This window comes from Bradyrhizobium sp. A11, from assembly GCF_042077125.1.
In the GTDB taxonomy this organism is placed as follows: Bacteria; Pseudomonadota; Alphaproteobacteria; order Rhizobiales; family Xanthobacteraceae; genus Bradyrhizobium; species Bradyrhizobium japonicum_B.
Genome location: NZ_CP149509.1, coordinates 1,568,968 through 1,594,662 on the forward strand (window position 1 = coordinate 1,568,968; position 25,695 = coordinate 1,594,662).

Here is a 25,695-nt window from a genome sequence, read left to right on the forward strand (position 1 = left end):
GAACATGGACGTCGTCCTGGAGCAGACGTGTCGGCAATTGCCGCATGGCGGCGATCACGACAGCCGCAGATTCATCGCCGAGCGCCTGATCGAGGCCGCGCAGGTCGGGCACTCCACGCTCGGCGAACTCGGCATCGTCGCGCGGCGCGCGCTGGCGGAGATTCTCGCAAAGCGCGGTGAGTGAGCCGCGAGGCTTGCCTGCTGGCGCGCCGCGGACATAACCTCGCGGGAACCCGTCTGCGCATCGAGATGCCCAGAAGATGCGATCCGTGCTTGCGCTCATTGCGGCTTCCGCATTCCTTTGGCTTGCCGGCTCGGCCATGGCTCAGCCGGTCGGACAATTTCCATTCGCGCTGACGCGCGAAGGGCAGATGCTCGGCGCCGTCGAAGGCGAGATGGCCTCGTTCAAGGGACTGGCCTACGCGGCGCCACCGGTCGGCGCGTTGCGCTGGCGTCCGCCGCAGCCGATGCCCGAAAGCTCGGAGATGCACACCGCCTACGCCTACGGCGCGCCCTGTCTTCAGCCGGCGCTGCCCGAGGCAAGCGAGGATTGTCTCACGCTGAACGTGTTCCGTCCCTTCGGGGTCGACGGCCCGCTGCCGGTGATGGTGTTCATCCATGGCGGCGGCTTCGTCAGCGGCAGCGCGAACGAGCCGTTGTTCGAGGGTGCCAGGCTGGCGCAGGCCGGCCTCATCGTCGTGACCGCCAATTATCGTCTCGGCGCGCTCGGCTGGCTTGCTCATCCCGCGCTATCGGAAGGCGGCTCCGGCAATTACGGCCTGATGGACCAGATCGCCGCGCTGCATTGGGTTCACGACAACATCGCGGCCTTCGGCGGCGATCCTGACAACGTCACCTTGTTCGGCAGCGGCGCCGGCGCGACGTCGATCGCACTCCTGATGCTGTCCGCGCAAGCGCGTGGTCTCTTTCACAAAGCCATTCTGCAATCGACCCCGGCGCGCGCGCATCTGCGCTCGGTGCAGGAGGCCGAGGCTGTCGGCTGGCAGTTCGTGGCCGCGCTGGGAGCGCAGGCGGATCTGCGCGGCGTCGAACCGCGACGCCTGCTTGCCGCCGAGAGCCGTCTCCTGCAGACCTCGCGGCGCAGCTTCGTGCCGATGAGGGATGGAGATCTGGTGACCGAGGATATTGCCGCGGGCTTTGCAGCCGGACATCAAAGCCGCATTCCCATGATCATCGGCTCGAACGATGACGAGACGGGTTTCGACAGCGAGTCCGATATCAAGGAGGAGGTCGCATCGTCAGGGCTCACGAGCGGCGAGCTGCGCGAGCTCTATCCAGGTCTCGTCCAGCCGTCAGAGCTTGCGGCGAGGTTCTATACCGACAAGGTCTTTACCGAGCCCGCACGATTGCTGGCCCGCCTGCATGCCGCAAGCGGCGCCGCGACCTTTCGCTATCGCTTTGCCTATGTGCCGGAGGCCCGGCGCGCCAGTCCGGAAGGCGGGCATGGACGCGAGCTGCAGTTCATATTCGGTGCGGAAGGCGTGCCGGGGGCGGGCATCTTCTCGCGCGGCGATCGCAAGGTCGCAAGCCGCATGCGATCCTATTGGATCAACTTCGCCAGGAGCGGCGATCCCAACGGTCCGGATCTCCCGCATTGGGACGCGGCCGGTCGCGATCGCCTGTTGCTGATGACGAACGACGGCATCGCGAGCGGCGACGATCCCTTGGCGGAGCGTCTGGACCGGCTCGCACGCTAGCGATGAAATGAAGTGGACTTAAGCCGCGAGCTCGACGCGCGGTGCGGGCGTCAGCCGGTCTTCCTCCAGATAATCCATCGCGCCGTCCTTCTCGACGGCGTAGAATTGCTGGCCTTCCCGCGACTTGAAGGCGGCGCGCACGATGCCGCGGCGGCCCTTGTCACTGTTGACGACGTCCCCGAGCGCAAACTTCCTCATCTCACGTCTCACTTGTCTTCAGGCCGACTGCTTCGGCCACGCCGGAGATTTTGGGCGGCAAATCGTTAACGACTTGCTAACCATGCCGGTTTGCCTATGCTCGCCGCAGGTCGCGCCGGCACTGGCGCGCATATTGCCGCGAGACGAGCACATGACGCGATTTCCGACGCTCTTCCTGTCGCATGGCGGCGGTCCCTGGCCGTTCATGGAGGACAGGCGGGTGCAATATGCCAAGACAGCCGCGGAGTTCGGCCGACTGCCGCAGCTGCTCCCGGAAAGGCCGAAGGCCGTGCTCGTCATCACCGGCCATTGGGAGGCCGACGCCTTCACCGTGTCGACCTCGGCGCAGCCGCCGATGGTGTACGATTATTACGGTTTCCCCGAGCATACCTACCACCTCAAATATCCGGCGCCCGGCAAGCCGGAGCTCGCGGCGCAAGTGAAGGCGCTGCTGACGCGGGCCGGCCTCGATTGCCGGGAAGATCCCAATCAGGGGTTTGATCACGGCACCTTCGTGCCGCTCGGCTTGATGTATCCGAACGCCGACATGCCGATCGTGCTGCTGTCGCTGAAGTCTGCCTACGATGCGGCCGAGCACATCAAGGCCGGCGAAGCCATCGCCTCGCTCCGCGATGAAGGCATCCTGATCGTCGGCAGCGGGCTGACCTATCACAACATGCGCGGCTTCAACCGGCCGGAGTCCAAGCCGGTCTCCTACGATTTCGAGGCTTATCTGAACGAGGCGATCAGCAACCCGGATCCGGTCCGCCGCAATGCGATGCTGGTCGATTGGGAGCATGCGCCGAGTGCGCGCCTGGCGCATCCGCGCGAAGACCATCTGCTGCCGTTGATGGTGGCCGCCGGGGCCGCCGGCAGCGATGTCGGCAAGCGCGTCTTCGTCGACGAGGTCTCGGGTGTCGCGATGGCGTCGTATGTGTTTGGCCGGTGATCTTCTCCCTCGCCCCGCTTGCGGGGAGAGGGTTGGGTGAGGGGGAGTCTCCGCAAGGGAGGTGAGAGTTGGATTCGTGGAGAGTCCCCCTCAACCGGAATCCGCGCTACGCGCGAATTCCGACCTCTCCCCGCAAGCGGGGAGAGGTGAAGAAAGTCAACCTCACCCGTATCTCAGCTTCATCACCAGAATGCCGCCGGCGAGCACTATGGTGATGGCGTTGGCGGCGACCAGCGGGGCGTCGCCGGAGAGCAGGCCGTAGATCAGCCAGAGCGCGAGGCCCAGCACCATGACCAGGAACATGCCGAGCGAGATGTCGCCGGTGGAACGGGTCTTCCACACCTTGATGGCTTGCGGCGCGTAGGCCGCGGTGGTGCAGGTGGCGGCGGCAAAGCCGATCAGCTTGATAACGAAGGGGTCCATGCCGGCTCTATAACATGGATTCGCCGATGGTCACGTTCAGGCGCGCGCCGCCATCAGATCACGATACAGTGCGGCATAGTCGCCGGCGCGGCCACTCCAGGAGACGTCGGTCGCAAGGCCGTTTCGTTGCAGCCGGCGCCAGGTCTGCTTGTCGTGGAAGGCGGCGTTGGCCTTGCGCAAGCTGCCGGCGAGGGCCTCCGCCGTCACGGGTGCGAACTTGAAACCGGTGGCGTCGCGGCCGGAGGCGGCGGCCTCGTCGACATCGACGATAGTGTCCTCTAACCCGCCGACGCGCGAAACGATCGGGACGGCACCATAGCGCAGCGCGCAGAGCTGGGTGAGGCCGCATGGCTCGAAGCGCGAGGGCACGATCAGCGCGTCAGAGCCGGCCTGGAGCAGGTGCGCCAGGATTTCGTCATAGCCGATCACGACGCCGATGCGGCCGGGATTGGCGCGGGCCACGGCCTGATAGCGGTCCTGCAGATCGCGGTCGCCGCTGCCGAGCAGCGCGAGCTGCATGCCTTCGCGCAAGATGATCGGGACCGCCTCGAGCAGGAGATCGAGCCCCTTCTGCCACGACAGCCGGCTGATGACGCCGAGCAGCGGCGCCTCGTCCGAGGAATCGAGGTTGAACTGCTGCTGCAGCACCGCCTTGTTCGCGGCCCGGAACGTGAGGTCCTCGGCGCCGTAACGGTAGGCGATGTGAGGATCTTCCTGCGGATTCCACACCGAGATGTCGATGCCGTTGAGGATGCCGCTGAGCACGCTTGCGCGTGCGCGCAACAGGCCGCCGAATCCCATGCCGCCTTCGTCGCTCTGGATCTCCCGCGCGTAGGTCGGCGACACCGTGGTGATGCGGTCGGCGAATTGCAGGCCGGCCTTGAGGAAGCTGATGCCGCCGAAATATTCGAGCTCATTGACGTTGAAGGAGTGCCAGGGCAGGCCGATCGATCCGATCAGATCGGGCGCGAACTTGCCCTGATAGGCCATGTTGTGGATGGTCATCACGGTGGCGGGCCGCGGGCGATTGTCATAGTGCAGATAGGCGGGCGCAAGCCCCGCCTGCCAGTCGTGGGCGTGCACGACGTCGGGCACGAACGCGGGCACGAGGCCGCGGCCGATGTCGGCGGCGACGCGCGACAGCGCTGCGAAGCGCACGCCATTGTCGGGCCAGTCGACGCCTTCAGCGGTGACGTAAGGATTGCCCGGCCGCGCATAGAGGTGGGGCACGTCGAGCACGAACAGGTCGAGCCCCTCGTGGAAGCCCGCGAGCAGCCGTCCGGGACCGCCGAAATAATCCGGCCAGCTGCGGATCTCCGCGGCGCCGGACAGCAGTCGCATCACGTCGGGATAGCCCGGCATCAAGGTGCGCATCTCGACGCCGTGCGCCTTCAGCGCGATCGGCAGCGCGCCGGCGACGTCCGCGAGGCCGCCGGTCTTGACGATGGGATAGACTTCCGAAGCGACCGCGAGGACGCGAACAGGCATCATCTATTGAGCCCGTCGATCATCGGCTGGGTGATCAGGGAGATGCCCTGTTCGGTGGTGCGGAATCGCTTTGCGTCGAATTCGGGATCCTCGCCGACGACGAGGCCTTCGGGAATCTCGACGCCGCGGTCGATCACGACGTTCTTCAGGCGAGCCCCGCGGCCGACATTCACATAGGGCATGATGACTGCGTTCTCGACATTGGCGTAGGAGTTGATGCGCACGCCGGTGAACAGCAGCGAGCGGCGCAGCGAGGCGCCGGAGATGATGCAGCCGCCGGAGACCAGCGAGCTCACCGCCTGGCCGCGCCGGCTTTCCTCGTCATGGACGAATTTCGCCGGCGGCGTGATCTCCGAATAGGACCAGATCGGCCAGGCGCGGTCGAACAGATCGAGCTCCGGCACCACGTCGGTGAGATCGATATTGGCGGACCAGTAGGCGTCGACGGTGCCGACGTCACGCCAATAGGCGGTGTTGTTGCGGCTGGAGCGGACGCAGGAGGTCGAGAACTGGTGGGCGATGGCGCGGCCGTTCTTGACGAGGTAGGGAATGATGTCCTTGCCGAAATCATGGTTCGAGTCAGGGTCCTCGGCGTCGCGCTTGAGCTGGTCGAACAGAAACTTTGCGTCGAAGACGTAGATGCCCATGCTGGCAAGCGAGACGTCCGGCTTGCCCGGCATCGGCGGCGGATCTTTCGGCTTCTCCAGAAACTCCTGAATCCAGCCGTTCTCGTCGACATGCATGATGCCGAAACCCGAAGATTCCGCGCGCGGCATCTCCAGGCAGCCGACTGTGACGTCGGCGCCGCTCTCGACGTGCTGGCGCAGCATCACCTCGTAGTCCATCTTGTAAATATGGTCGCCGGCCAGCACCACGATGAAGCGGCAGGCGTGGGATTCGATGATGTCGATATTCTGGTAGACCGCATCCGCCGTGCCGACATACCACATGTTCTCGGAGACGCGCTGGCTCGCGGGCAGGATGTCGAAGCTCTCGTTGCGTTCGGGTCGGAAGAAGTTCCAGCCCATCTGAAGATGCCGGATCAGGCTGTGTGCCTTGTATTGGGTGGCGACCGCGATGCGGCGGATGCCTGAATTGACGGCATTCGACAGCGCGAAATCGATGATGCGGGACTTGCCGCCGAAATAGACGGCGGGCTTGGCGCGCCGGTCAGTCAGCTCCAGGAGCCGGCTGCCGCGTCCACCAGCCAGGACGAACGCCAGCGCCTGACGGGCGAGCGGCTCATTACCGACGGCACTCATGTCATCCTCCCACTCACGCCCGGCGCAGACCGAGGCCATTTGTCGCGAGAAGCCCTCGCGCCCTTGGAACAGATAGTAGCGGTACGCATAGTAAATCGTGAAGTAGGTTGTTGGTTGCGAGCGCGGGAAGCTTAATGCTCTGCCCGCCCGGCTCCGGCATCGCGGCGGCGACGCCGGGCGGCGGATGGTTCGGGCGCTTTGCATGCCGACGGCCCTCTCGCCAGGAGGCATGAATGGGACTTGTGCGCCGCACGCAAAATTCCGGCTCGAAGATCCGGGATTTGACATAACGCAACGATGCCCGATCATGCCGCTGCGATCCTTTTCCAAGCGAAACGTCAAACAGGAGCTGAGACGATGAGGTTCTGGAAAACGGCAATTGCCTGCTCGCTGGCCGGCGTGGTCATCGCCGGTCAAATCCAGCAGGCGGCGGCGGCCCCGCTGCCGACCAACGTCGCGACCATGAAGGCGGCGGTCGGCGATGACGTCACGCCGGTGCATTGGCGCGGCGGCGGATGGGGATTGGCCATTGGTGGCCTCGCCGCAGGTGCAATCATCGGCGGCGCCATCGCCGGCGGCGCGCCGTATGGCTACTACGGCAGACCCTATTATTACGGCGGCTACGGCTATCCGGGCTACGGCTATGGCTATGGTTATGCCCCCGCCTATTACGGCTACGGCTACGCGCCGGTCTATGCCTATCCACGCTATTATCGACCCTACCGTCCGTACTACGGCTACGGCTATTACCGGCCGCACCGGGTCTATCACCGTCACTATTACCGCCGACATTGGTGAGTGTCGCGTAGGTAGTGGGAGAGTCAGGCGATCAGCTCATGCAGGCAAACTGCATGAGCACGATCGTGGCGAGCTGCGGCTGGGCGGCTTTAAGGCAACGTCCGCATTCCCCGCCGCCTCTTCGGCTGAGCGCGTTGACGCAGCCTCATACGCGGAAAAAAGCGGGTCTCTTCACAGACGGAAATAATCTGTGATCGCACTGTCGCGCCTTGAGCGGCAGTGTTGCTGGAACTCGAGGGAACAAAGCGACGTTTGCAGCGCCGGGCAGGGCCAACCGGGAGTGGTGCCGTGCGCGCGCAAACCACGCTTTTCTTTTCTCTGGCCAGCTTTTCGCTTTGTGCAATTTCCGTTGCCCAGGCCGAAAGTGGCCTTGCCTCGTATTACGGCTATGGAAAAGCCGGCAAGGGCGGCGAGCTGACCTGCGCGCACCGCACGCGCCCGTTCGGCAGCGTGCTCAGGGTGTCCTACGGCAGCCGCACGATCCAGTGCCGCGTCAACGATCGCGGCCCCTTCATCCGCGGCCGGATCGTCGATCTCTCGGTGCCGGCCGCCCGTGCGCTCGGCATGATGAGCGCCGGCGTGGTGCGGGTCTCCGTGGAATAGGCCGCCCCGCGCGCTATAGTGCTGCCCGAGCAAAGGTGAGGGCTATGGCTGGGATCAGGGTGGGACTCGTCGGCTGCGGCTTCGTGTCGGAGCTGCACATGTACGCGTTCCGGCGCGTCTATGGCGTGAATGTCGAGGTTGCCGCGGTGGCCGCGCGCGGCGACCGTGTCGTCGAATTCGCCAGCCGCCACAGCATCGCACGCGTCTATCGCAGCTTCGCCGATTTGATCGCGGACGGCGCGATCGACGTCGTCGACATCTGCACCCCGCCCAATCTTCACGCGGAAATGATCGTTGCGGCGATGCAGGCCGGCAAGCACGTGATCTGCGAAAAGCCTTTCGCCGGCTATTTCGGCCGCGACGGCGATGTGCGGCCGATCGGCCAGCACGTGCCGAAGGCGCTGATGTACCAGCGCGTGATCGAGGAGATGGACAAGACGCGCGCCGCGATCGAGCGCACCGGCAAGCTGTTCATGTATGCCGAGGACTGGGTCTACGCGCCCGCGGTGACCAAGATTGCGGAGATCGTCAGGGCGACCAAGGACAAGATCCTGTTCATGAAGGGCGAGGAGAGCCATTCCGGCTCGCATGCGGCCCATGCCGCGCAATGGGCGATGACCGGCGGCGGCTCGCTGATCCGCATGGGCTGCCATCCGCTCTCGGCCGTGCTCTATCTGAAGCAGGTCGAGGCCACGGCGCGCGGCGAGACCATTCACGTCGCCAGCGTCACCTGTGACGTCGGCAATGTCACCGCCGGGCTCAAGCCCGAGGAGCGCACCTACATCAAGGCCAATCCCGTCGACGTCGAGGACTGGGGCACGCTCACTGCTACCTTCTCCGACGGCACCAAGGCGACCGTGTTCTCCGGCGACATGATCATGGGCGGCGTGCGCAACTTGATCGAGACCTATACGTCCGGCGGCTCGCTGTTCGCCAACATCACGCCGAACAATCACCTGATGAGCTACCAGACCAGCGAAGAGAAGCTTGCCTCGGTCTACATCACGGAAAAGGTCGACCGCAAAACCGGCTGGCAATATGTCTGTCTCGAGGAGGAATGGACGCGCGGCTATCTGCAGGAGATCCAGGACTTCATGGAATGCGTGGCGAGCGGGCGGCAGCCGTTGTCCGATCTCGCGCTGGCCTATGAGACGATCAAGGTGAACTACGCCGGGTATTGGGCGGCGGAGGAGGGACGACGGGTGGTGCTGTAGGAGCGGGCGCACTTACCCTCCCCTGGAGGGGGAGGGTCGATCGCGCGTAGCGCGAGCGGGGTGGGGTGATCTCTCCGATCGGGCAGTGCCCGTGCGGAGAGATCACCCCACCCCGCTTCACCTCTCGCTTCGCTCGACGTGAAGCGACCCTCCCCCTCCAGGGGAGGGTGGGAGCAAGCTGCGTCCTTACGCCCCGTAGGTCGAGCCCTTCGGCAGCGGGAATACCGGGTCCCGCGTGCGGATGTTGGTCGGCCACACCACCGAGATGTGCTCGCCGGCGTTCTGCATCACCACCGGGGTCGAGCGTTCGTTCTGACCGGAGAGCGGCGTGCCCGGCGGGAAGAACTTCACGCCGTAGCCCTGGATGGTGCCGCCGGCGGGAATGTCGACGTCGAGCGCGGCTTTGCGAATGGCCTCGGGCTCGAAGCTGCCGTACTTCTCCTTGGCGACCGGCAGCACGTTGTTGAGCAGAACCCAGGTCTGGTTGAAGCCCATCGAGCAATGCGGCGGCACGTCGGTGGCGCCGGTCTTGGCCTGATAGCGCGAGACCATGGTCTTGATCAGCTCGCCCATGCCCGGTGCGAGCTTGGCAGGATCGAGCAGCTGCGCCGGCACCGGGTCGATGTTGCAGAAATTGTCGATGTCGGTCCCAAACGTCGCGCGCAGCTTGTCGAGCTGACTGTAGCCCGCGCCGGCGCCGAACAGCATCTTGAAGCGCAATCCGCTCTCGCGGGCCTGGCGCAGGAACAGGGTGATGTCGGGGTTGTAGCCGGCATGCGAGATCACGTCGGCCTTGGCGCGCTTGATCTTGGTGACCAGCACCGAGAGATCCGGCGCCGAAGCCGAATAGCCCTCGCGCAGCACCACCTGGATGCCGGCCTCCTTGGCATAGGCTTCGTCGGCCGCGGCGACGCCGACGCCGTAGGGGCCGTCCTCATGGATCAGCGCGACCTTGACGTCCTTGGCCTCCATGCCGAGCTTGGCCTTGGCGTGCTCGGTAAGGAAGGCGGCGAAGGCCTGGCCGTATTGATCCGAGTGAATTTGCGCGCGGAACACGTATTGCAGGTTCTTGTCCTTGAACACGGCGGTGGAGACCGCGGTCGTGATCCAGAGAATCTTCTTCTGCTGCTCGACCTTGGCGGCGAGCGGCACCGCGTGCGAGCTCGCATAGACGCCGTTGAGGATGTCGATCTTCTCCTGGCTGATCAGGCGTTCCGCCTCGTTGATCGCGACGTCGGGCTTGCTCTGGGAATCCGCGGCGACGGGAGCGACCTTGTATTTGCCGCCGATGCCGCCCTTCTCGTTGACGAGGTCGATGGCGATCTGCGCGCCGACCGAGGAGGCGACCGAGCCGCCGGCGGCGAACGGGCCGGTGAGATCGTAGATCAGGCCGATGCGCAAATTCTCGGCCTGCGCCTGGGCCCGGGTCCAATCGAGGCTGAGCGTGGCGGCGGCAGCCGCCGTACTCTTCAGCAGCTGCCTGCGTGAAGTCGGCATCCTATCCTCCCTCAAAACCGTCGTATGATCTTGTTATCTTTTTTGCGAAGTATGGGGAGCGCGCCGACGGAAAGTCAACATCGCGAAAGTCGAGGGCGACCCGGCACTCGTATATATGCGCGCGCGGCCGCCAGTCTCTCCAACGTCATGGCCGGGCTTGTCCCGGCCATCCACGCCTTGCCACACTGTACAAAGAACGTGGATGCCCGGGACAAGCCCGGGCATGACGATCGGGCTGGACGACGCTATTGCTTGAGCCGCCGGGCCAGATAGCGCGCGGTCTTGCCGCCGGCCTTGGCGACCTGTTCAGGCGTTCCCGCCACGACGATGCGGCCGCCCTCGTCACCGGCGCCGGGGCCGAGATCGATGATCCAGTCGCTGTGGGCCACGACGTCCATGTCGTGCTCGACCACGATCACGCTGCTGCCGGCGTCGACGATCCGCTCGAGCTGGGCGATCAGCCGTTCGACGTCGCGCGGGTGCAGGCCGGTAGTGGGTTCGTCCAGGATATAGAGCGTGTGCCCGCGCTGCGGACGCATCAGCTCGGTCGCGAGCTTGATGCGCTGAGCTTCGCCGCCGGACAATTCGGTGGCGGACTGGCCCAGGCGGATATAGCCGAGGCCGACCTCGCGCACGACCGAGAGCGAGCGCTTCAGCGTGGCATCGCCTTGGAAGAACTCGAAGGCGTCGTCGACGCGCATCGCCAGCACATCCGCAATGGACTTGCCGCGGATCTTCACCTCGAGCGTCTTGTCGTTGTAGCGCGCGCCCTTGCAGGTCGGGCAGGGTGCGTAGACGCTGGGCAGGAACAGCAACTCGACGCAGACGAAACCCTCGCCCTCGCAGGTCGCACAGCGGCCCTTGGCGACGTTGAACGAGAACCGGCCGGCATCGTAGCGGCGGGACTTCGCCTGCGGCGTCGCCGCGAACAGTTTTCGCACATGGTCGAACAGGCCGGTATAGGTCGCAAGGTTGGACCGCGGCGTGCGGCCGATCGGCTTCTGATCGACCACGACGAGCCGGTTCACCTGGTCGAGGCCGGCAACGATCCTGCCGCCCAATGTCTCGACCGTCGGAGCCAGGCTGTCGTCATCGGAATCGGCAGCAAGCGTGTGGCCGAGATGAGCGGCCACGGTGTCGACGAGAAATTGGCTGATCAGGCTCGACTTGCCGGAGCCGGACACGCCGGTGATGCCAGCGATGACGCCTAGGGGAATGTCGACGTCGAGGCCGCGAAGATTGTTGCGGACCACACCCCTGATTTTCAGATGCCCCTTCGGCTCGCGACGAACAGTCGGCAGCGGCTTTCTTGGTCTCGACAGATAGTGCGCGGTTCGCGATTGCTCGATGTCCTCAAGCCCTGCCGGCGGCCCGCTGTAGAGGATGAGCCCGCCGCCTTCGCCGGCATCGGGGCCGACGTCCACCAGCCAGTCGGCATGCCGGATCACCTCGATCTCGTGCTCGACCACGAAGATCGAGTTGCCGGCATGCTTCAGCCGGTCCAGCGCCCGCAGCAGCGCTTCGGTGTCGGCGGGATGCAGGCCTGCGGACGGCTCGTCGAGCACGTAGACGACGCCAAACAGGTTGGAGCGGACTTGCGTTGCCAGACGCAACCGCTGCAATTCCCCGGGCGACAGCGTCGGCGTGCTGCGCTCGCAGGCGAGATAGCCGAGGCCGAGGTCGAGCAATACGACGAGCCGGGCCGAAAGATCCTCGCAGATGCGTCTGGCGACAACGGCCTTCTCCGACCTGTCCGCAGAGGCGGTTGCGAACGGCTTGATGAGCTGGTGCAGCTGCGAGAGCGGCAGGTGCGACATTTCGGCGATGTTGAGCCCGGCGAACCTGACCTTGAGGGCCTCGGGCTTCAACCTCGTGCCATGGCAGGTCGGGCAATCCCGCGTGATCATGAACTGCGCGACGCGGCGCTTCATCATCGCGCTCTCGGACTTGGCGTAGGTCTGCATCACGTAGCGCTTGGCGCCGGTGAAGGTCCCCTGATAGCTCGGCTCTTCCTTGCGGCGCAGGGCGCGCTTGACTTCGGCGGCGTCGTAGCCGGCATAGACAGGAACGGTCGGCTGCTCCTCGGTGAACAGGATCCAGTCGCGGTCCTTCTTCGGGATCTCGCGCCAAGGCTTGTCGACGTCGTAGCCCAGCGTCGTCAGGATGTCCCGGAGGTTCTGACCTTGCCAAGCGCTCGGCCAGGCCGCGACCGCACGCTCGCGGATCGTCTTGGTATCGTCGGGCACCATCGACTTTTCGGTCACATCGAGCATCCGGCCGATACCGTGGCAGGTCGGGCAGGCGCCCTCCGGCGTGTTTGGCGAGAACGCCTCCGCATAGAGCATCGATTGTCCGCGCGGATAGTCGCCGGCGCGGGAATAGAGCATTCGCAAAAGGTTCGAGATGGTGGTGACACTGCCGACCGACGACCGCGTTGTTGGCGCTCCACGCTGCTGCTGAAGCGCGACCGCGGGCGGCAGGCCCTCGATGTCGTCGACTTCAGGGACTTGCATCTGGTGGAAGAGCCGACGCGCGTAGGGCGATACCGACTCCAGATAGCGCCGCTGCGCCTCGGCGTAGATCGTTCCAAAGGCGAGCGAGGATTTGCCGGAGCCCGACACGCCCGTGAAGACCACGAGCGCGTTGCGGGGAATGCGAACATCGACGTTCCTGAGATTGTGCTCGCGCGCGCCCCGCACCCGGACGAAGCCATCGTCCTGCATCAGGCTGCCGGTCGGTTCTGATCGATCATCCATCTGGATCCTCCGGCCGCGGCGGGAGCGGCTCCGCGCGGCGCATGCTTCGCGCGGCGATCAGGTGTCGCCTGTGCCGACAGATAACCTAGCTTGCGTAGGCGCGTTCCAGCGATCGACGCTGCAGGTGCCGATCCAGCGCCAGGTCGACGAGACGCGTCAGCAGCTCGCCATAGGATACGCCGGAGGCTTCCATCATCTTCGGGTACATGCTGATCGACGTGAAGCCGGGCAGGGTGTTGATCTCGTTGAAATAGAATTCGCCGGAGTGCCGGTCGAGGAAGAAGTCGACGCGCGCGAGGTCGCTGCATTCGAGGGCCGCGAAGACCTGCACCGCGAGCGTGCGCACGCGCGCCATCTGGGCGGCGTCGAGCCTGGCCGGAAGATCGACCCGGGCGCCGTCGGGGTCCAGATACTTGGCCTCATACGAGTAGAATTCGTGATGGGCGTTGGGATTGAGCTCGCTGGCGACGCTCGCAAACGGCGTCTCGCCATCGAGCACTGCGACCTCGATCTCTCGCGCGTCTATGCCCTGTTCGATCAGCACCTTGACGTCATAGCGAAATGCGTCGTCGAGCGCCGCGCCGAGCGCATCCCACGTCTTGACCTTGTGAATGCCGACGCTGGAGCCCATGTTGCAAGGCTTGACGAAGACCGGGAGCGCCAAGCCCTCGGTCGCCTTGGCGACCGATGCGGCGCGGTCCCGGGCGAAAGCATTGCGGGTCAGCACGCGATAGGGCGCGACCGGAATGCCGGCTAATCCGGCGAGGCGTTTGGCGATATCCTTGTCCATGCTGACGGCGGAGGCGAGAACGCCCGACCCGACATAGGCAACCTCAGCCAGTTCCAGGAGGCCCTGCACGGCGCCGTCCTCGCAGAGCGGCCCGTGCAGGACCGGAAAGACCACGTCGATATCGAGCGGGCCAGCTCCGCTTTCCGAGATCGGCATGAGCGCGCAGCGTCCGTCGGGTGTTCGGGCGAGCCGTATTTCGGGTGCGTCGGGCAGGATCGGCAAGGACGTCGCCTGCGCCTGATCGATCGCATGCAGATCGTTCCACTGCCACCGTCCTGCCTTGTCGATGGAGACGGGGATGATCTCGAAGCGCGAGCGGTCGAGATGCCTGAGCACGGAGGCGGCGGATTTCAGCGAGACCTCGTGCTCACCTGACCTGCCACCATAGAGAACAACGACGCGAATTTTATCTGCCATGGCTCAAGTATCACGCGCTTTGTCGGGGAGTCACCTCCGTTGTCCTGTCTGCAGGTGCCGGAGGGTGGGCAAAGCGCAGCGTGCCCACGACTCCTTCAATACGGAACGAGAAGGTGGGCACGGCGCTTTGCGCCTTTGCCCACCCTACGATAGTGGTGCACTCTCAGCCCGGCCCTGCGCCCTGCGTCGCCGTGAACACCGCGTAGAGCGACTGGCTCGCGGCCATGAACAGGCGGTTGCGCTTGGGGCCGCCGAAGCAGACGTTGCCGCAGACCTCCGGCAGGCGGATGCGGCCGAGCAGCTTGCCCTCGGGCGACCACACCGTCACGCCGCTATAGCCGACGGCGCGGCCGGCATTGCTGGAGGCCCATAGATTGCCGTTGACGTCGCAGCGCAGGCCGTCCGGCCCGCACTTCACGCCGTCGACCACGCAATCGCTGAACTTCTTGAGGTTGGACAGCTTGTTGTCGCTGCCGACGTCGAACACGAAGATCTCGCCCTTGCCGCCGGGGCCGGTGTCGCCAGGTCCCTTGCCGGTGGAGGCAATGTAGAGCTTCTTGTAGTCGGTCGAGAAGCAGAGGCCGTTCGGATCGGGCACCTGCTCCTCGGTGACGACGAGGTCGACGCGGCCGGAGGGGTCGATGCGATAGCAATTGGTCGGCAGCTCGCGCCTGCCCGGTGTGAAGCCGGCCGGCTGTCCGATGCGCGGATTGAGCTTGCCGCCCGCATTGCTCGGGCCGCCCGCGACGTCAGGCTCGCCTTCGTAGAGCTGGCCGCCATAAGGCGGATCGGTGAACCAGTAGCTGCCGTCGGGATGCGCGGCGACATCGTTCGGCGAGTTCAGCTTCTTGCCCTGATAAGAGTCGGCCAGCACCGTGGCGGTGCCGTCATGCTCGTAGCGCGTCACCCGGCGGGTCAGATGCTCGCAGGAGAGCTGGCGGCCCTGGAAGTCGAAGGAATTGCCGTTGGAATTGTTGGAGGGGGTGCGAAACACGCTGACGCGGCCGTCGTCTTCGCTCCAGCGCATCTGCCGGTTGTTGGGAATATCGCTCCACAACAGATATCGTCCTTGCGCGCTCCATGCCGGGCCCTCGGCCCACAGCAAGCCGGTGTAGAGACGCTTGATCGCGGTGTTGGGCTGCGCGAGATCGTTGAAGGAGGGATCGACCGCGATGATGTCGGGGTCCCAGAAATAGGTGGTCGGCGCGCCGTGCGGTCCGAAATCGCGCGGCGGGGTGGTGATGGTGGTCGGCGGTGCGGCGGGTCCGGTCTGGGCCAGCGCAGGGCCGGCGATGGTGGCCGCAGCGCCAAGCGCAAGCCCCCGGACAAGTGTTCGTCGTGAAAGCGCAAGCTCGTGCTCACGCTGTTCCTGGCGTGTCATGGCGTCCTCCCAATATCGTTCGGCTGGCCGGTTGATCCGGCCGAGCAACTGGAGGTTAATGCGGTCCGGCGCCGGTTGCGAGACTGGAATTGCTCTCGCGCAATGTCGGAGGCCGCAATCCCGTCATATTCGAATGCGTTTGGAGCGAGCGCGCTTCGCGTCCGCCTTGCACCGTTTGCAGGGCTCGAAAATGTTCCGCAGGCCAGCGCAAAATTTGCTTGCGGGCAAGCGCGGCATGCAACGCATTCAGCCCGATTCAAGCCATGATTTCGCGCGCATTGCCCCGCAGACACCGTCCGGGGGCGATGAACGGAGTTGAACGTGGCTGGCGTCGTCGTATTGATCGTGTTGCTGGGGATCGCATTCGCGGCCGGCTATTTCACGCGTGACCACATCTCCAACAAGCGGCGCGCGGAGGCCCGCCGCTGGCGCGAATACACCGAGCCGGACTGGCTCAACGCGAACGCGCCGGCCAACACCAACGAGATCACGAGCGCCATCACGGCCGTCCCAGTGGTCAACGGCGAGCTCGGCCAGATGCTGAACCGCTGGGAAAGCAGAGCCCGCGCCCGCCGCGCGGGATAGGGTGAAGTCGCGCCTGTGTCGGCCTCTGTCAATCCACCCGCGCGAAAATATTCCACTTTACCGAAATTCGGTTTTGACGTATGTGTCGCCCATCCCGGCTCATCCAGGAGGGGCGATCTCGAGGTCGTCTTGATCGCGAGCCGGGCTTGCGGTGGACGCGGCAGCGTCGGCACGAGAGGTGCGGGCAGGGCGGGTAGTCCCTGTGAGCCCGTGGCCGCGTGCGGACGAACGGCGCTGTTCAGTTCGTCGCGCCGACATTCGATGGCACCGTGCACGATGCCGTTGACCCTGTGGCGCTCACGAATACGCGTACGGCAAAACCGTGTGGTCCTGGCCGTCGTTGCTACGGTCAAGCCGGATCGAAGATGCGCGCGAGCCCAACCGGGCGGACGGCATCGCCAATTCGAACGGCGAGGGAGGCCAGAAGGAAAGTTCGGCTCCCGGGAGAGCACGGCATAAGCCGTCCGACCACCGCGCAGGGAAGGCCGAGTGATCGGCACCACCTGTATGCTGCTGTGCGGTTCTTCTGCGTGTGCATATTGCGCAGCAGACCGTGGGTGCGTTGTCAGCACCCGGCCTTCCCTGTGCCCTCCTGGATTTAGAGGGTGAAAGATGAAGCAAAGCTCGGGTGAATCCAGCCGCGAGGCTGCGAAGGCGTGTCTGCTTGCCTGAAGATCGACAATGCGAACTCAACTTTCAGCCCCGTCACCCTGAGGTGCGCGCTTTGCGGCGCATCGCGCTGCGGAGCAAGCCTCGCACCTCAGGATGACGGAACTGAAAGTCTCACGCACCCCAGCCAGCCGGCAAGCCGCCCAGAGCGGTGCTTCGCGGCTCGTTGACCCGTCCCGGGGCGCTGTCATTTCCATCTCGCGGTTTGCCTGCGGCTGTAGTACTTTCGTTTCAATCAAGCCGGTTAACGGGCGGCAGGGGGAGGCTGATGAGGCGTGCGGGGCTGCTTGGCGTACCCTGGGTACGGCCGTGGTCGTGGCAGGCGTTGCTGCTCGCTTGCATCGTGATCGCGATGTCGACTGTGCTTCAGGCCATCTGCGTCGCGCTCGGCGCGAAGTTCTATTTTGCGGCGTTCCTGCCCAGCCTGTTCGTGCTCGGCCTCATCGCGGGCGCGCCGGCGGCGGGGTTCGCTGCTTTGTTCACCATTCCGCTGGTGTGGTGGGCGTTCATTCCGCCCGCCTTCGAGTTCAACGCGCTATCCAGCGCGAATGCCGATTCCATCAACCTGTTCTGCCTGCTGGCCGTGCTGCTGATCGGCCTTGCCGATCTCTGCCGCGAGACGATGAAGATCGTCAGCCGCAGCGGGCTGAAGCCCCCGGGCAAGAGCGCGGCAACGAATCCGCAATAAATCGCTGTCCAGACCGTCCCGTCACCGCGTTGGGCGTTGCGTGCGCGCAACAATCCGGCAACCATCCGCGCGCTTGCCGCGCGCCGCTAACTTTTCGAAAAAGATTTGGCCGCAATTTCTCCCCCGGGAACGACGAGGGAGCTTTCGGACATGAACGGTCACGCCATCCTGGAGAACGTGCGGCGCTATCGGGGCATCGCATCGCTCTATCGCCAGACCGCGGCATTCCGCCCGGGCCAGAGCTGGTCGCTGCTGGAGCAGGCGAGGGAGTGGGAGGCGCGGGCGCTGTCGGAGCTGGAAGCCTATTTCGCGGCGCGCATGGACCACGCCGCGCCGCTCGCGGCCTGATCGCCAGCGGCCGGTGCGGCCGTGAACCGGCCCGCCGCAGGCGCGACCGCCCCCGTGGCCATTACGGAGTTGTGTCGCCGCCCGCCTGTGCTAGCAACGGGCCGCTCGAAATCTCCTCCACGCCGGCCGGGGCAAGCAATGACCACCTTCAACCGCATCTTCACGACGCAGCGCCTGCTCCAGATCATCGCGATCCTGGCCGCCACCGTTGCCATGAAGCTGATGAGCTGAGCGGCGGCGGTTCAGCGCTCGCCGAGCTCGGGCAGGTCCGGCAGGTAGTTCGACCCTTCAGAGCCGAGAAAATCGAACATCGCCTGCGCCGGCGGCAGCAGCACCTTGTCGCTGCGGCGGATCACGTACCATTGCCGCACGATCGGCAGGCCCGCCACGTCGAGCACGACCAGCCGGCCCTCGGCGAGCTCATGCGCCACGGTGTGGGCCGAGATGAAGGCGATGCCGAGCCCGGCGATCACCGCCTGCTTGATGGTCTCGTTGCTGCTCATCTCCATGCCGATGATCGGCTCGAGGTCGGACTTCTGGAACATGCCCTCCATCAACGTCCGCGTGCCCGAGCCGGGCTCGCGGGTGAGGAAGGTCTCGTGCACGAGATCGGTCAGGCTGAGGCCGGAATCCTGCTCGAGCCAGTGCCCCTTGCGCGCGACGATGATGTGCGGATTGCGCCCGAGCTGGCGGACATCGACCGAGACGTCGGCCGGTGGCCGACCCATCACCGCGAAATCGAGCTCGTAGCCGTGCATGGCCTCGCGGATCTCCTTGCGATTGCCGATGGTCAGCTTGATCTCGATCTTGGGATAGCGCTTGGAGAACGCCGCGATCGCGTGCGGCACGAAATATTTCGCGGTCGAGACCGCGCCGAGATGCACGGTGCCGCCGGTCCGCCCCGCCAGCAGGTCGAGCGCGCCCTGGCAGTCCATGATGGCGGCCTCGACCCGCTCGGCCAGCGTCAGCACCTCCTTGCCCGCCTCCGTCAGCAGCATGCCGTCGCCGGTCCGCTGCACCAGCGGCAGGCCGGCGAGGTCCTGAAGCTGCCGGAGCTGCTGGGTCACGGCTGGCTGGGTCAGCCCGAGATGGCCGGACGCTGCCGTCACACTGCCCTTGGCCGAGAGCGCCGCAAGCGAGCGCAGCTGCCGGATCGTCAGATGCCGGAGCTGAGCCGCCGCATGGCCGGGGCCATTATAAGAAAATTCTTTGAGGCTCATTATGAATAGAAATTTTCCTTATTAAGCCGTCCCTGTCAATCTCCTGATGCCGGGACTGACCGCACCGACCTCCGCCGGGGAGGCAATCGGAGGCGGCGCCGGCACAGGGGATGGACGCAGATGACCGGGCAAATCAGGCTGGACGATCACCTTCAACGGTATTCCGAGACCGCGCCGCACGCGCTGGCCGTGGCAGCCGCGGTCGATGCCATCGCGGCGGCGGCCATCGAGATCGCCGACCTCATCGCGTCAGGCGATCTCGCGGACGCCTCCGGCCTGACGACCGGCCGCAACAGCGACGGCGACCTCCAGCGCAATCTCGATGTGCAGGCGGATGCGATCCTGCGCCGCTGCCTCGGCCGGCTGCCGGTCGCAGCGCTCGCCTCGGAAGAGATGCGCGAGGCCCAGATCGGCGACCACGAGGGGCGCATCTGCATCGCGATCGATCCGCTCGACGGCTCCTCCAACATCGACATCAACATGACGGTGGGCACGATCTTCTCGATCCTGCCCGCCCCGGACGACCTCACGCTCGCCTTCCACCAGCGCGGCTCGGCGCAACTCGCGGCGGGCTTCGTCACCTACGGTCCGCAGACCTCCCTGGTGCTGACGCTCGGCGAGGGCGTCGACATCTTCACGCTCGACCGCAAGGCCGGCTGCTTCCGCCTCGCGCGCGCCGGCGCGCAGATCGCCGAGGCCGGCGAGGAGTTCGCGATCAACGCCTCGAACCGCCGGCACTGGGATCCGCCGGTGCGGGCCTTCATCGACGAATGTCTCGCCGGTGTCGAAGGGCAAGCCAACCACGATTTCAACATGCGCTGGGTCGGCTCGCTGGTCGCCGAGGCCTATCGCATCCTCACCCGCGGCGGCGTCTTCCTCTACCCTTCCGACGCGCGTCCCGGTTACGGCGACGGCCGGCTGCGCCTGGTTTACGAGGCGCACCCGATGGCCATGATCGTCGAGCAGGCCGGCGGCTCCGCCACGACGGGACGCGAGCGCATCCTCGACCTCTCGGCGCAGAGCCTGCATCAGCGCGTGCCGCTGATCATGGGCTCGAGCAACGAGGTGCGCCGCGTCGAGGAGCTGCATTGCGATCCGCTGCTGGTCGCCAGCGTCTCCGCACCGCTGTTCGCGCGGCGCGGTTTCTTCCGGCTTTGAGCGAGGCGCGCCATGTCCAGGAAGCATCCCATCATCTCCATCACCGGCTCCTCCGGCGCCGGCACCACCTCGGTGAAGAAGACGTTCGAGCAGATATTCTTCCGCGAGAAGGTCAACGCCGCCTATATCGAAGGCGACGCGTTTCATCGCTACGACCGCGCCGAGATGCGCGCGCAGATGGCGAAGGAGGCCGATCGCGGCAACAAGCATTTCAGCCATTTCAGCCCCGAGACCAACCTGTTCGAGGAGCTGGAGCGCGCCTTCCGCGACTACGGCGAGACCGGCACGGCGGTGACGCGGCACTACGTCCACGACGCCGAGGAATCAGCGCTGCACGGCGCGGCGCCCGGCACCTTCACCGATTGGGAGAAGCTGCCGGAGAACTCCGACCTGTTGTTCTACGAGGGCCTGCACGGCGCCGTGGTCACCGACAAGGTCAATGTCGCGCGCTATGCCGACCTCAAGATCGGGGTCGTGCCCGTCATCAATCTCGAATGGATCCAGAAGCTGCATCGCGATCGCAGCGCGCGCGGCTACTCCACCGAGGCGGTCACCGACACCATCCTGCGGCGGATGCCCGACTACATCCACTACATCTGTCCGCAATTCACCGAGACCGACATCAACTTCCAGCGCGTGCCGACGGTGGACACCTCCAATCCGTTCGTCGCGCGCTGGATCCCGACGCCGGACGAATCGATGGTGGTGATCCGCTTCAAGAACCCGCGCGGCATCGACTTCCCCTATCTGCTGTCGATGCTGCCGCAGAGCTGGATGTCGCGCGCCAATTCCATCGTCTGCCCCGGCGCCAAGCTCGACCTTGCGATGCAGCTGATCCTGACGCCGCTGATCATGCAGCTCATCGAGCGCAAGCGGAACCTGAAGTGACGTACACCAACGATAATGGGAGGATCCGATGAACATCTCGGTTCATGCCGAAGCCGACCTCAATGCGGTCTCGCACAATGATCTCGCCAACGCCGTCCGCTTCCTCGCGGTCGATGCCATCGAGACGTCGCAGTCGGGCCATCCCGGCCTGCCCATGGGCATGGCCGACGTCGCAACCGTGCTGTTCTCGCGCTTCCTGAAATTCGACTCGGCGCATCCCAACTGGCCGGACCGCGATCGTTTCGTGCTGTCGGCCGGCCATGGCTCGATGCTGCTCTATGCATTGCTGCATCTGACCGGCGGCGACGTCAGCCTCGACGACATCAAGGCGTTCCGGCAATGGGGCTCGAAGACGCCGGGCCATCCGGAATACGGCCATACCCCGGGCGTGGAGACCACGACGGGGCCGCTCGGGCAGGGGATTGCGACCGCAGTCGGCATGGCGCTCGCCGAGCGGATGGCCAATGCGCGTCATGGCGACGGGCTCGTCGATCACTTCACCTATGTGGTCGCGGGCGATGGCTGCCTGATGGAAGGCCTCAGCCAGGAGGCGATCTCGCTCGCCGGCCATCTCGGGCTCGGCCGATTGATCGTGCTGTTCGACGACAACGGCATCTCGATCGACGGACCGACCTCGCTGGCGACGTCCGACGATCAGCTCGCGCGTTTCGCCGCCTCCGGCTGGTCGGTGCGCAGCATCGACGGGCACGATCCCGAAGCGATCGCGCAGGCCATCGCCGAGGAGCGGGAGACCGCAAAGCCGTCGCTCATCGCCTGCCGCACCATCATCGGCTACGGCGCGCCGGATCGGCAAGGCACGGAGAAGGCGCATGGCGCGCCGCTCGGCACTGAGCAGACGGCGGCAGCGCGCCGGGCTCTCGGTTGGGACTATCAACCCTTCGTGGTTCCGATGCCGGTGCTCAGGGCTTGGCGGATGATCGGGCAGCGCGGGCAGGTCGATCGGCTCGCCTGGCTCGATCGCTATGAACGCGCGACGCCGGAGCAGCGCGATCTGTTCGTCGAGGGCAAGGCGGTTGCCTTGCCGGCCGAGTACGCGCTGGCCGCGGCGAAATTGCGCGAGCGCTTCGCATCCGAGCGTCCGAAGCTCGCGACGCGGCAGGCCTCGCAACAGGTGCTCGACGGCATCGCCGGGACCATCCCCGGCCTGGTCGGCGGCTCCGCGGACCTTACGCATTCGAACCTCACGCATGCCAAGGCGCAGGCTCCCGTCAAGCGCGGGTCGTATGCCGGCGACTACATCCACTACGGCATTCGCGAGCACGGCATGGCCGCCGCGATGAACGGCCTCGCGCTGCATGGCGGTTTCATCCCCTATGGCGGCACCTTCCTGGCGTTCTCCGATTACAGCCGGCCGGCGATCCGCCTGGCCGCGCTGATGCGGTTGCGCGCCATTCATGTGATGACGCACGATTCCATCGGCCTCGGCGAGGATGGCCCGACCCACCAGCCCGTCGAACACCTTGCTGCGCTGCGGGTGATCCCGAACCTGCTGGTGTTCCGTCCCGCCGACGCGGTGGAGACGCTGGAGGCCTGGGACTGCGCACTCAGCTCCGAGAACCGTCCATCCGTGCTTTGCCTGTCGCGGCAGGCGCTGCCGACCTTCCGCAGCGATGCGCGCGGCAAGAACCGTGTCTCACGCGGCGCCTATCTCGTCGTCTCGCCGGACGGCGGCCGCGACGTGACGCTGATCGCAACCGGATCGGAAGTGTCGATCGCCTTGGAAGCCGCCCGCCTGCTTGCGACCGAGCACGTCCGTGCAGCCGTGGTCTCCGCGCCCTGCTTCGCCCTGTTCGAGGAGCAGCCGGACGATTACCGCGCCACCGTGCTCGGCACCGCGCCGCGCGTCGGTGTCGAGGCAGCCGTCGCCGGCGACTGGCATCGCTGGATCGGCCCGGAGGGCGAATTCGTCGGCATGCGCGGCTTCGGCGCCTCGGCGCCGGCACCGGTCCTGTACCGGGAGTTCGGCATCACGCCGCAAAGCATCGCGGAAGCGGCCCGCCGGGCGATCGCCCGCAAGCGTCAATAAGGAGGATCAATCGTGGCTCGTATCACCCTTCGCCAATTGCTCGATCACGCGGCCAGCCACGGCTACGCGGTGCCGGCATTCAACATCAACAATATGGAGCAGGGCATCGCGATCATGCAGGCGGCGGCCGAGGTCGACGCGCCCGTGATCATCCAGGCCTCGCGCGGCGCGCGCAGCTATGCCGGCGATCTCATGCTCTCGCACATGATCGACGCGCTGGAGCGGACCTATCCGGACATCCCGCTCTGCATGCACCAGGACCACGGCAATGACGAGGCAACCTGTGCGTCCGCGATCGCCCATGGCTTCACCTCCGTCATGATGGACGGCTCGCTCAAGGCCGATGCCAAGACGGCGGCCGACTACGACTACAATGTCGCGATCACCCGGCGCGTCGTCGATCTCGCCCACTGGGTCGGCGCCTCCGTCGAAGGCGAACTCGGCGTGCTCGGCTCGCTGGAGCACGGCGGCGGCGAGCAGGAAGACGGCCACGGCGTCGAGGGCAAGGTCAGCCACGACCAGCTGTTGACCGATCCCGACCAGGCGGTCGACTTCGTCCGGGCCACCAAGGTCGATGCGCTCGCCATCGCGATGGGCACCTCGCATGGCGCCTACAAGTTCAGCCGCAAGCCGGACGGCGACATCCTGGCGATGCGCGTGGTCGAGGAGATCCACCGCCGGCTGCCGAACACGCATCTGGTGATGCATGGCTCCTCCTCGGTCCCCCAGCCGCTGCAGGACATGTTCAACCAGTTCGGCGGCGAGATGCCGCAGACCTGGGGCGTGCCGGTCGAGGAGATCGTCCGCGGCATCAAGAGCGGCGTGCGCAAGGTCAATATCGACACCGACTGCCGGCTGGCGATGACCGCGATATTCCGCAAGGTTGCGGCCGAGAGCCGCAATGAGTTCGATCCACGCAAATTCCTCAAGCCCGCGATGGACGCGATGCGCGAGCTCTGCCGCGAGCGGTTCGAGCAGTTCGGCACCGCAGGCCATGCCAGCAAGATCAAGGTCGTTCCCTTGAGCGAGATGGCGCGGCGCTACCGCGCCGGCGAGCTCGATCCGCGCGTCGACGCCCGCGAGCCGGTTGCGGCCTGATCAATCAGAAGAGCAGAGAAAAGAGCAGGAGAGAGACATGAACGCACATGCAGGCACGGTCCGCGGCAAAGAGCGCTATCGCTCAGGCGTGATGGAATACAAGCGCATGGGCTATTGGGAGCCCGACTACACGCCGAAGGACACCGACGTCATCGCGCTGTTCCGCGTGACGCCGCAGGAAGGTGTCGATCCGATCGAGGCCTCTGCGGCGGTGGCCGGTGAATCCTCGACCGCGACCTGGACCGTGGTCTGGACCGATCGCCTCACGGCTGCCGAGAAATATCGCGCGAAATGCTACCGCGTCGATCCGGTGCCGGGCACGCCGGGTTCGTACTTCGCCTATATCGCCTATGATCTCGACCTGTTCGAGCCTGGTTCGATCGCGAACCTCTCGGCCTCGATCATCGGCAACGTGTTCGGCTTCAAGCCGCTCAAGGCATTGCGGCTGGAGGACATGCGCTTTCCCGTCGCTTATGTGAAGACGTTCCAGGGGCCCGCGACCGGCATCGTGGTCGAGCGCGAGCGGCTCGACAAGTTCGGCCGGCCGCTGCTCGGCGCGACGGTGAAGCCGAAGCTCGGGCTTTCAGGCCGCAATTATGGCCGCGTGGTCTATGAGGCGCTGAAGGGCGGGCTCGACTTCACCAAGGACGACGAGAACATCAACTCGCAGCCCTTCATGCATTGGCGCGATCGTTTCCTCTATTGCATGGAGGCCGTGAACCGCGCGCAGGCCGCCTCCGGCGAGGTGAAGGGCACGTACCTGAACATCACCGCGGGCACGATGGAGGACATGTACGAGCGCGCCGAGTTCGCCAAGGAGCTGGGGTCGTGCATCGTCATGATCGACCTCGTGATCGGTTACACCGCGATCCAGTCGATGGCCAAATGGGCGCGGCGCAACGACATGATCTTGCATCTGCACCGCGCCGGCCATTCGACCTATACACGGCAGAAGAGCCATGGCGTGTCGTTCCGCGTCATCGCGAAGTGGATGCGGCTTGCCGGGGTCGACCATATCCATGCCGGCACCGTGGTCGGCAAGCTCGAAGGCGACCCCAATACGACGCGCGGCTACTACGACGTCTGCCGCGAGGACTTCAATCCGGCCAAGCTCGAGCACGGCCTGTTCTTCGACCAGTCCTGGGCAAGCCTCAACAAGCTGATGCCGGTCGCCTCCGGCGGCATCCATGCCGGCCAGATGCACCAGCTGCTCGACCTCCTGGGCGAGGACGTCGTGCTGCAGTTCGGCGGCGGCACCATCGGCCACCCCATGGGCATCGCGGCCGGCGCGATCGCCAACCGCGTGGCGCTGGAAGCGATGATCCTCGCGCGCAACGAGGGCCGCGATTACGTCCACGAGGGCCCGGAGATCCTGGCCAGGGCGGCCGAGACCTGCACGCCGCTGAAGGCGGCGCTCGAGGTCTGGAAGGATGTGACCTTCAATTATCAATCCACCGACACGCCGGACTTCGTGCCGACCGCGCTCGAAACCGTCTAAGG

At 65.6% G+C, this 25,695-nt stretch carries 23 protein-coding genes; 14 read left to right on the forward strand and 9 right to left on the reverse strand.

The window, feature by feature from the left end:
- The first annotated feature begins 4 nt into the window (after positions 1-4).
- Both WI560_RS07265 and WI560_RS07270 read left to right on the forward strand, forming a co-directional pair.
- Positions 5-184 carry a hypothetical protein gene (locus tag WI560_RS07265; RefSeq protein ID WP_375307450.1) on the forward strand — a complete coding sequence of 60 codons (180 nt, stop codon included), beginning with the start codon at positions 5-7 and terminating at the stop codon, positions 182-184.
- 76 nt (positions 185-260) lie between these two features.
- Entirely contained in the window at positions 261-1,718 is a 1,458-nt protein-coding gene (locus WI560_RS07270) for a carboxylesterase/lipase family protein (protein WP_375307451.1), read from the forward strand.
- Positions 1,719-1,736: 18 nt separating this feature from the next.
- Here WI560_RS07270 and WI560_RS07275 read toward each other — a convergent pair whose 3' ends face one another.
- Entirely contained in the window at positions 1,737-1,916 is a 180-nt protein-coding gene (locus WI560_RS07275; protein WP_126255372.1) for a hypothetical protein, read from the reverse strand.
- Positions 1,917-2,067: 151 nt separating this feature from the next.
- Here WI560_RS07275 and WI560_RS07280 point away from each other — a divergent pair, with 151 nt between their 5' ends.
- Positions 2,068-2,865, forward strand: coding sequence for a DODA-type extradiol aromatic ring-opening family dioxygenase (locus WI560_RS07280; protein ID WP_375307452.1), 798 nt, complete (start codon positions 2,068-2,070; stop codon positions 2,863-2,865).
- Between the two features lie 162 nt (positions 2,866-3,027).
- Here WI560_RS07280 and WI560_RS07285 read toward each other — a convergent pair whose 3' ends face one another.
- From WI560_RS07285 to glgC, 3 genes are read right to left on the reverse strand one after another with little or no spacing between them, the layout of a single operon-like run.
- Positions 3,028-3,288, reverse strand: a complete 261-nt coding sequence (locus WI560_RS07285; RefSeq protein WP_375307453.1) for a SemiSWEET transporter — start codon at positions 3,286-3,288, stop codon at positions 3,028-3,030.
- Between the two features lie 36 nt (positions 3,289-3,324).
- Positions 3,325-4,779, reverse strand: coding sequence for a glycogen synthase GlgA (gene glgA / locus WI560_RS07290; protein WP_375307454.1), 1,455 nt, complete (start codon positions 4,777-4,779; stop codon positions 3,325-3,327).
- A complete protein-coding gene (gene glgC / locus WI560_RS07295; RefSeq protein WP_375307455.1) occupies positions 4,776-6,038 on the reverse strand; it encodes a glucose-1-phosphate adenylyltransferase in 1,263 nt (420 codons plus the stop codon). Before glgC ends, glgA begins: the two co-directional genes overlap by 4 nt.
- Positions 6,039-6,395: 357 nt before the next feature.
- Between glgC and WI560_RS07300 the strand changes: the two genes are divergently transcribed.
- The 3 genes from WI560_RS07300 (at position 6,396) to WI560_RS07310 (ending at position 8,653) form a co-directional block, all read left to right on the forward strand.
- Positions 6,396-6,836 (forward strand): hypothetical protein, encoded by a 441-nt coding sequence (locus tag WI560_RS07300; RefSeq protein ID WP_257175973.1) that lies wholly within the window; start codon positions 6,396-6,398, stop codon positions 6,834-6,836.
- Between the two features lie 288 nt (positions 6,837-7,124).
- The gene (locus WI560_RS07305) at positions 7,125-7,439 is read left to right on the forward strand and encodes a septal ring lytic transglycosylase RlpA family protein (protein WP_375308790.1); all 315 of its coding nucleotides are present in this window, start codon (positions 7,125-7,127) and stop codon (positions 7,437-7,439) included.
- 44 nt (positions 7,440-7,483) lie between these two features.
- Positions 7,484-8,653 (forward strand): Gfo/Idh/MocA family protein, encoded by a 1,170-nt coding sequence (locus WI560_RS07310; RefSeq protein ID WP_375307456.1) that lies wholly within the window; start codon positions 7,484-7,486, stop codon positions 8,651-8,653.
- Between the two features lie 186 nt (positions 8,654-8,839).
- On the opposite strand, the gene WI560_RS07315 is transcribed toward WI560_RS07310, so the two are convergent.
- The 4 genes from WI560_RS07315 to WI560_RS07330 all read right to left on the reverse strand — a co-directional run bounded on the left by WI560_RS07315 (position 8,840) and on the right by WI560_RS07330 (position 15,494).
- Positions 8,840-10,150, reverse strand: coding sequence for an ABC transporter substrate-binding protein (locus WI560_RS07315; RefSeq protein WP_375307457.1), 1,311 nt, complete (start codon positions 10,148-10,150; stop codon positions 8,840-8,842).
- Between the two features lie 245 nt (positions 10,151-10,395).
- Entirely contained in the window at positions 10,396-12,906 is a 2,511-nt protein-coding gene (gene uvrA / locus WI560_RS07320; RefSeq protein WP_375307458.1) for an excinuclease ABC subunit UvrA, read from the reverse strand.
- Between the two features lie 85 nt (positions 12,907-12,991).
- A complete protein-coding gene (locus WI560_RS07325) occupies positions 12,992-14,113 on the reverse strand; it encodes a D-alanine--D-alanine ligase family protein (RefSeq protein ID WP_375307459.1) in 1,122 nt (373 codons plus the stop codon).
- 163 nt (positions 14,114-14,276) lie between these two features.
- Positions 14,277-15,494, reverse strand: a complete 1,218-nt coding sequence (locus WI560_RS07330; protein WP_375307460.1) for an SMP-30/gluconolactonase/LRE family protein — start codon at positions 15,492-15,494, stop codon at positions 14,277-14,279.
- A gap of 321 nt (positions 15,495-15,815) precedes the next feature.
- Between WI560_RS07330 and WI560_RS07335 the strand changes: the two genes are divergently transcribed.
- The 3 genes from WI560_RS07335 (at position 15,816) to WI560_RS07345 (ending at position 17,784) form a co-directional block, all read left to right on the forward strand.
- Positions 15,816-16,079, forward strand: coding sequence for a hypothetical protein (locus WI560_RS07335; RefSeq protein ID WP_257195374.1), 264 nt, complete (start codon positions 15,816-15,818; stop codon positions 16,077-16,079).
- Between the two features lie 937 nt (positions 16,080-17,016).
- Positions 17,017-17,436 carry a DUF4118 domain-containing protein gene (locus WI560_RS07340; protein ID WP_375307461.1) on the forward strand — a complete coding sequence of 140 codons (420 nt, stop codon included), beginning with the start codon at positions 17,017-17,019 and terminating at the stop codon, positions 17,434-17,436.
- Between the two features lie 150 nt (positions 17,437-17,586).
- Entirely contained in the window at positions 17,587-17,784 is a 198-nt protein-coding gene (locus WI560_RS07345; protein ID WP_028134950.1) for a hypothetical protein, read from the forward strand.
- Positions 17,785-18,026: 242 nt separating this feature from the next.
- Here the strand turns inward: WI560_RS07345 and WI560_RS07350 are convergent, their stop codons facing one another.
- On the reverse strand, positions 18,027-19,004 hold the full coding sequence (locus tag WI560_RS07350) for a LysR family transcriptional regulator (RefSeq protein ID WP_375307462.1): 978 nt from the start codon (positions 19,002-19,004) through the stop codon (positions 18,027-18,029).
- 120 nt (positions 19,005-19,124) lie between these two features.
- On the opposite strand from WI560_RS07350, the gene WI560_RS07355 reads away from it, so the two are divergent.
- Genes WI560_RS07355 through WI560_RS07375 form a run of 5 tightly spaced genes read left to right on the forward strand, consistent with a single transcriptional unit; the run spans position 19,125 to position 25,693 of the window.
- Positions 19,125-20,162: a class 1 fructose-bisphosphatase gene (locus tag WI560_RS07355; RefSeq protein ID WP_375307463.1), complete on the forward strand. Its 1,038-nt coding sequence runs from the start codon at positions 19,125-19,127 to the stop codon at positions 20,160-20,162.
- Between the two features lie 12 nt (positions 20,163-20,174).
- Complete coding sequence (locus tag WI560_RS07360; protein WP_135167820.1) at positions 20,175-21,050, forward strand: phosphoribulokinase; 876 nt, start codon at positions 20,175-20,177, stop codon at positions 21,048-21,050.
- A 28-nt stretch (positions 21,051-21,078) separates the two neighbouring features.
- On the forward strand, positions 21,079-23,097 hold the full coding sequence (gene tkt / locus WI560_RS07365; protein WP_375307464.1) for a transketolase: 2,019 nt from the start codon (positions 21,079-21,081) through the stop codon (positions 23,095-23,097).
- A gap of 12 nt (positions 23,098-23,109) precedes the next feature.
- Positions 23,110-24,195 carry a class II fructose-bisphosphate aldolase gene (fba, locus tag WI560_RS07370; RefSeq protein ID WP_257177073.1) on the forward strand — a complete coding sequence of 362 codons (1,086 nt, stop codon included), beginning with the start codon at positions 23,110-23,112 and terminating at the stop codon, positions 24,193-24,195.
- A gap of 37 nt (positions 24,196-24,232) precedes the next feature.
- Complete coding sequence (locus WI560_RS07375) at positions 24,233-25,693, forward strand: form I ribulose bisphosphate carboxylase large subunit (protein ID WP_375307465.1); 1,461 nt, start codon at positions 24,233-24,235, stop codon at positions 25,691-25,693.
- The last annotated feature ends 2 nt before the right edge of the window (positions 25,694-25,695 follow it).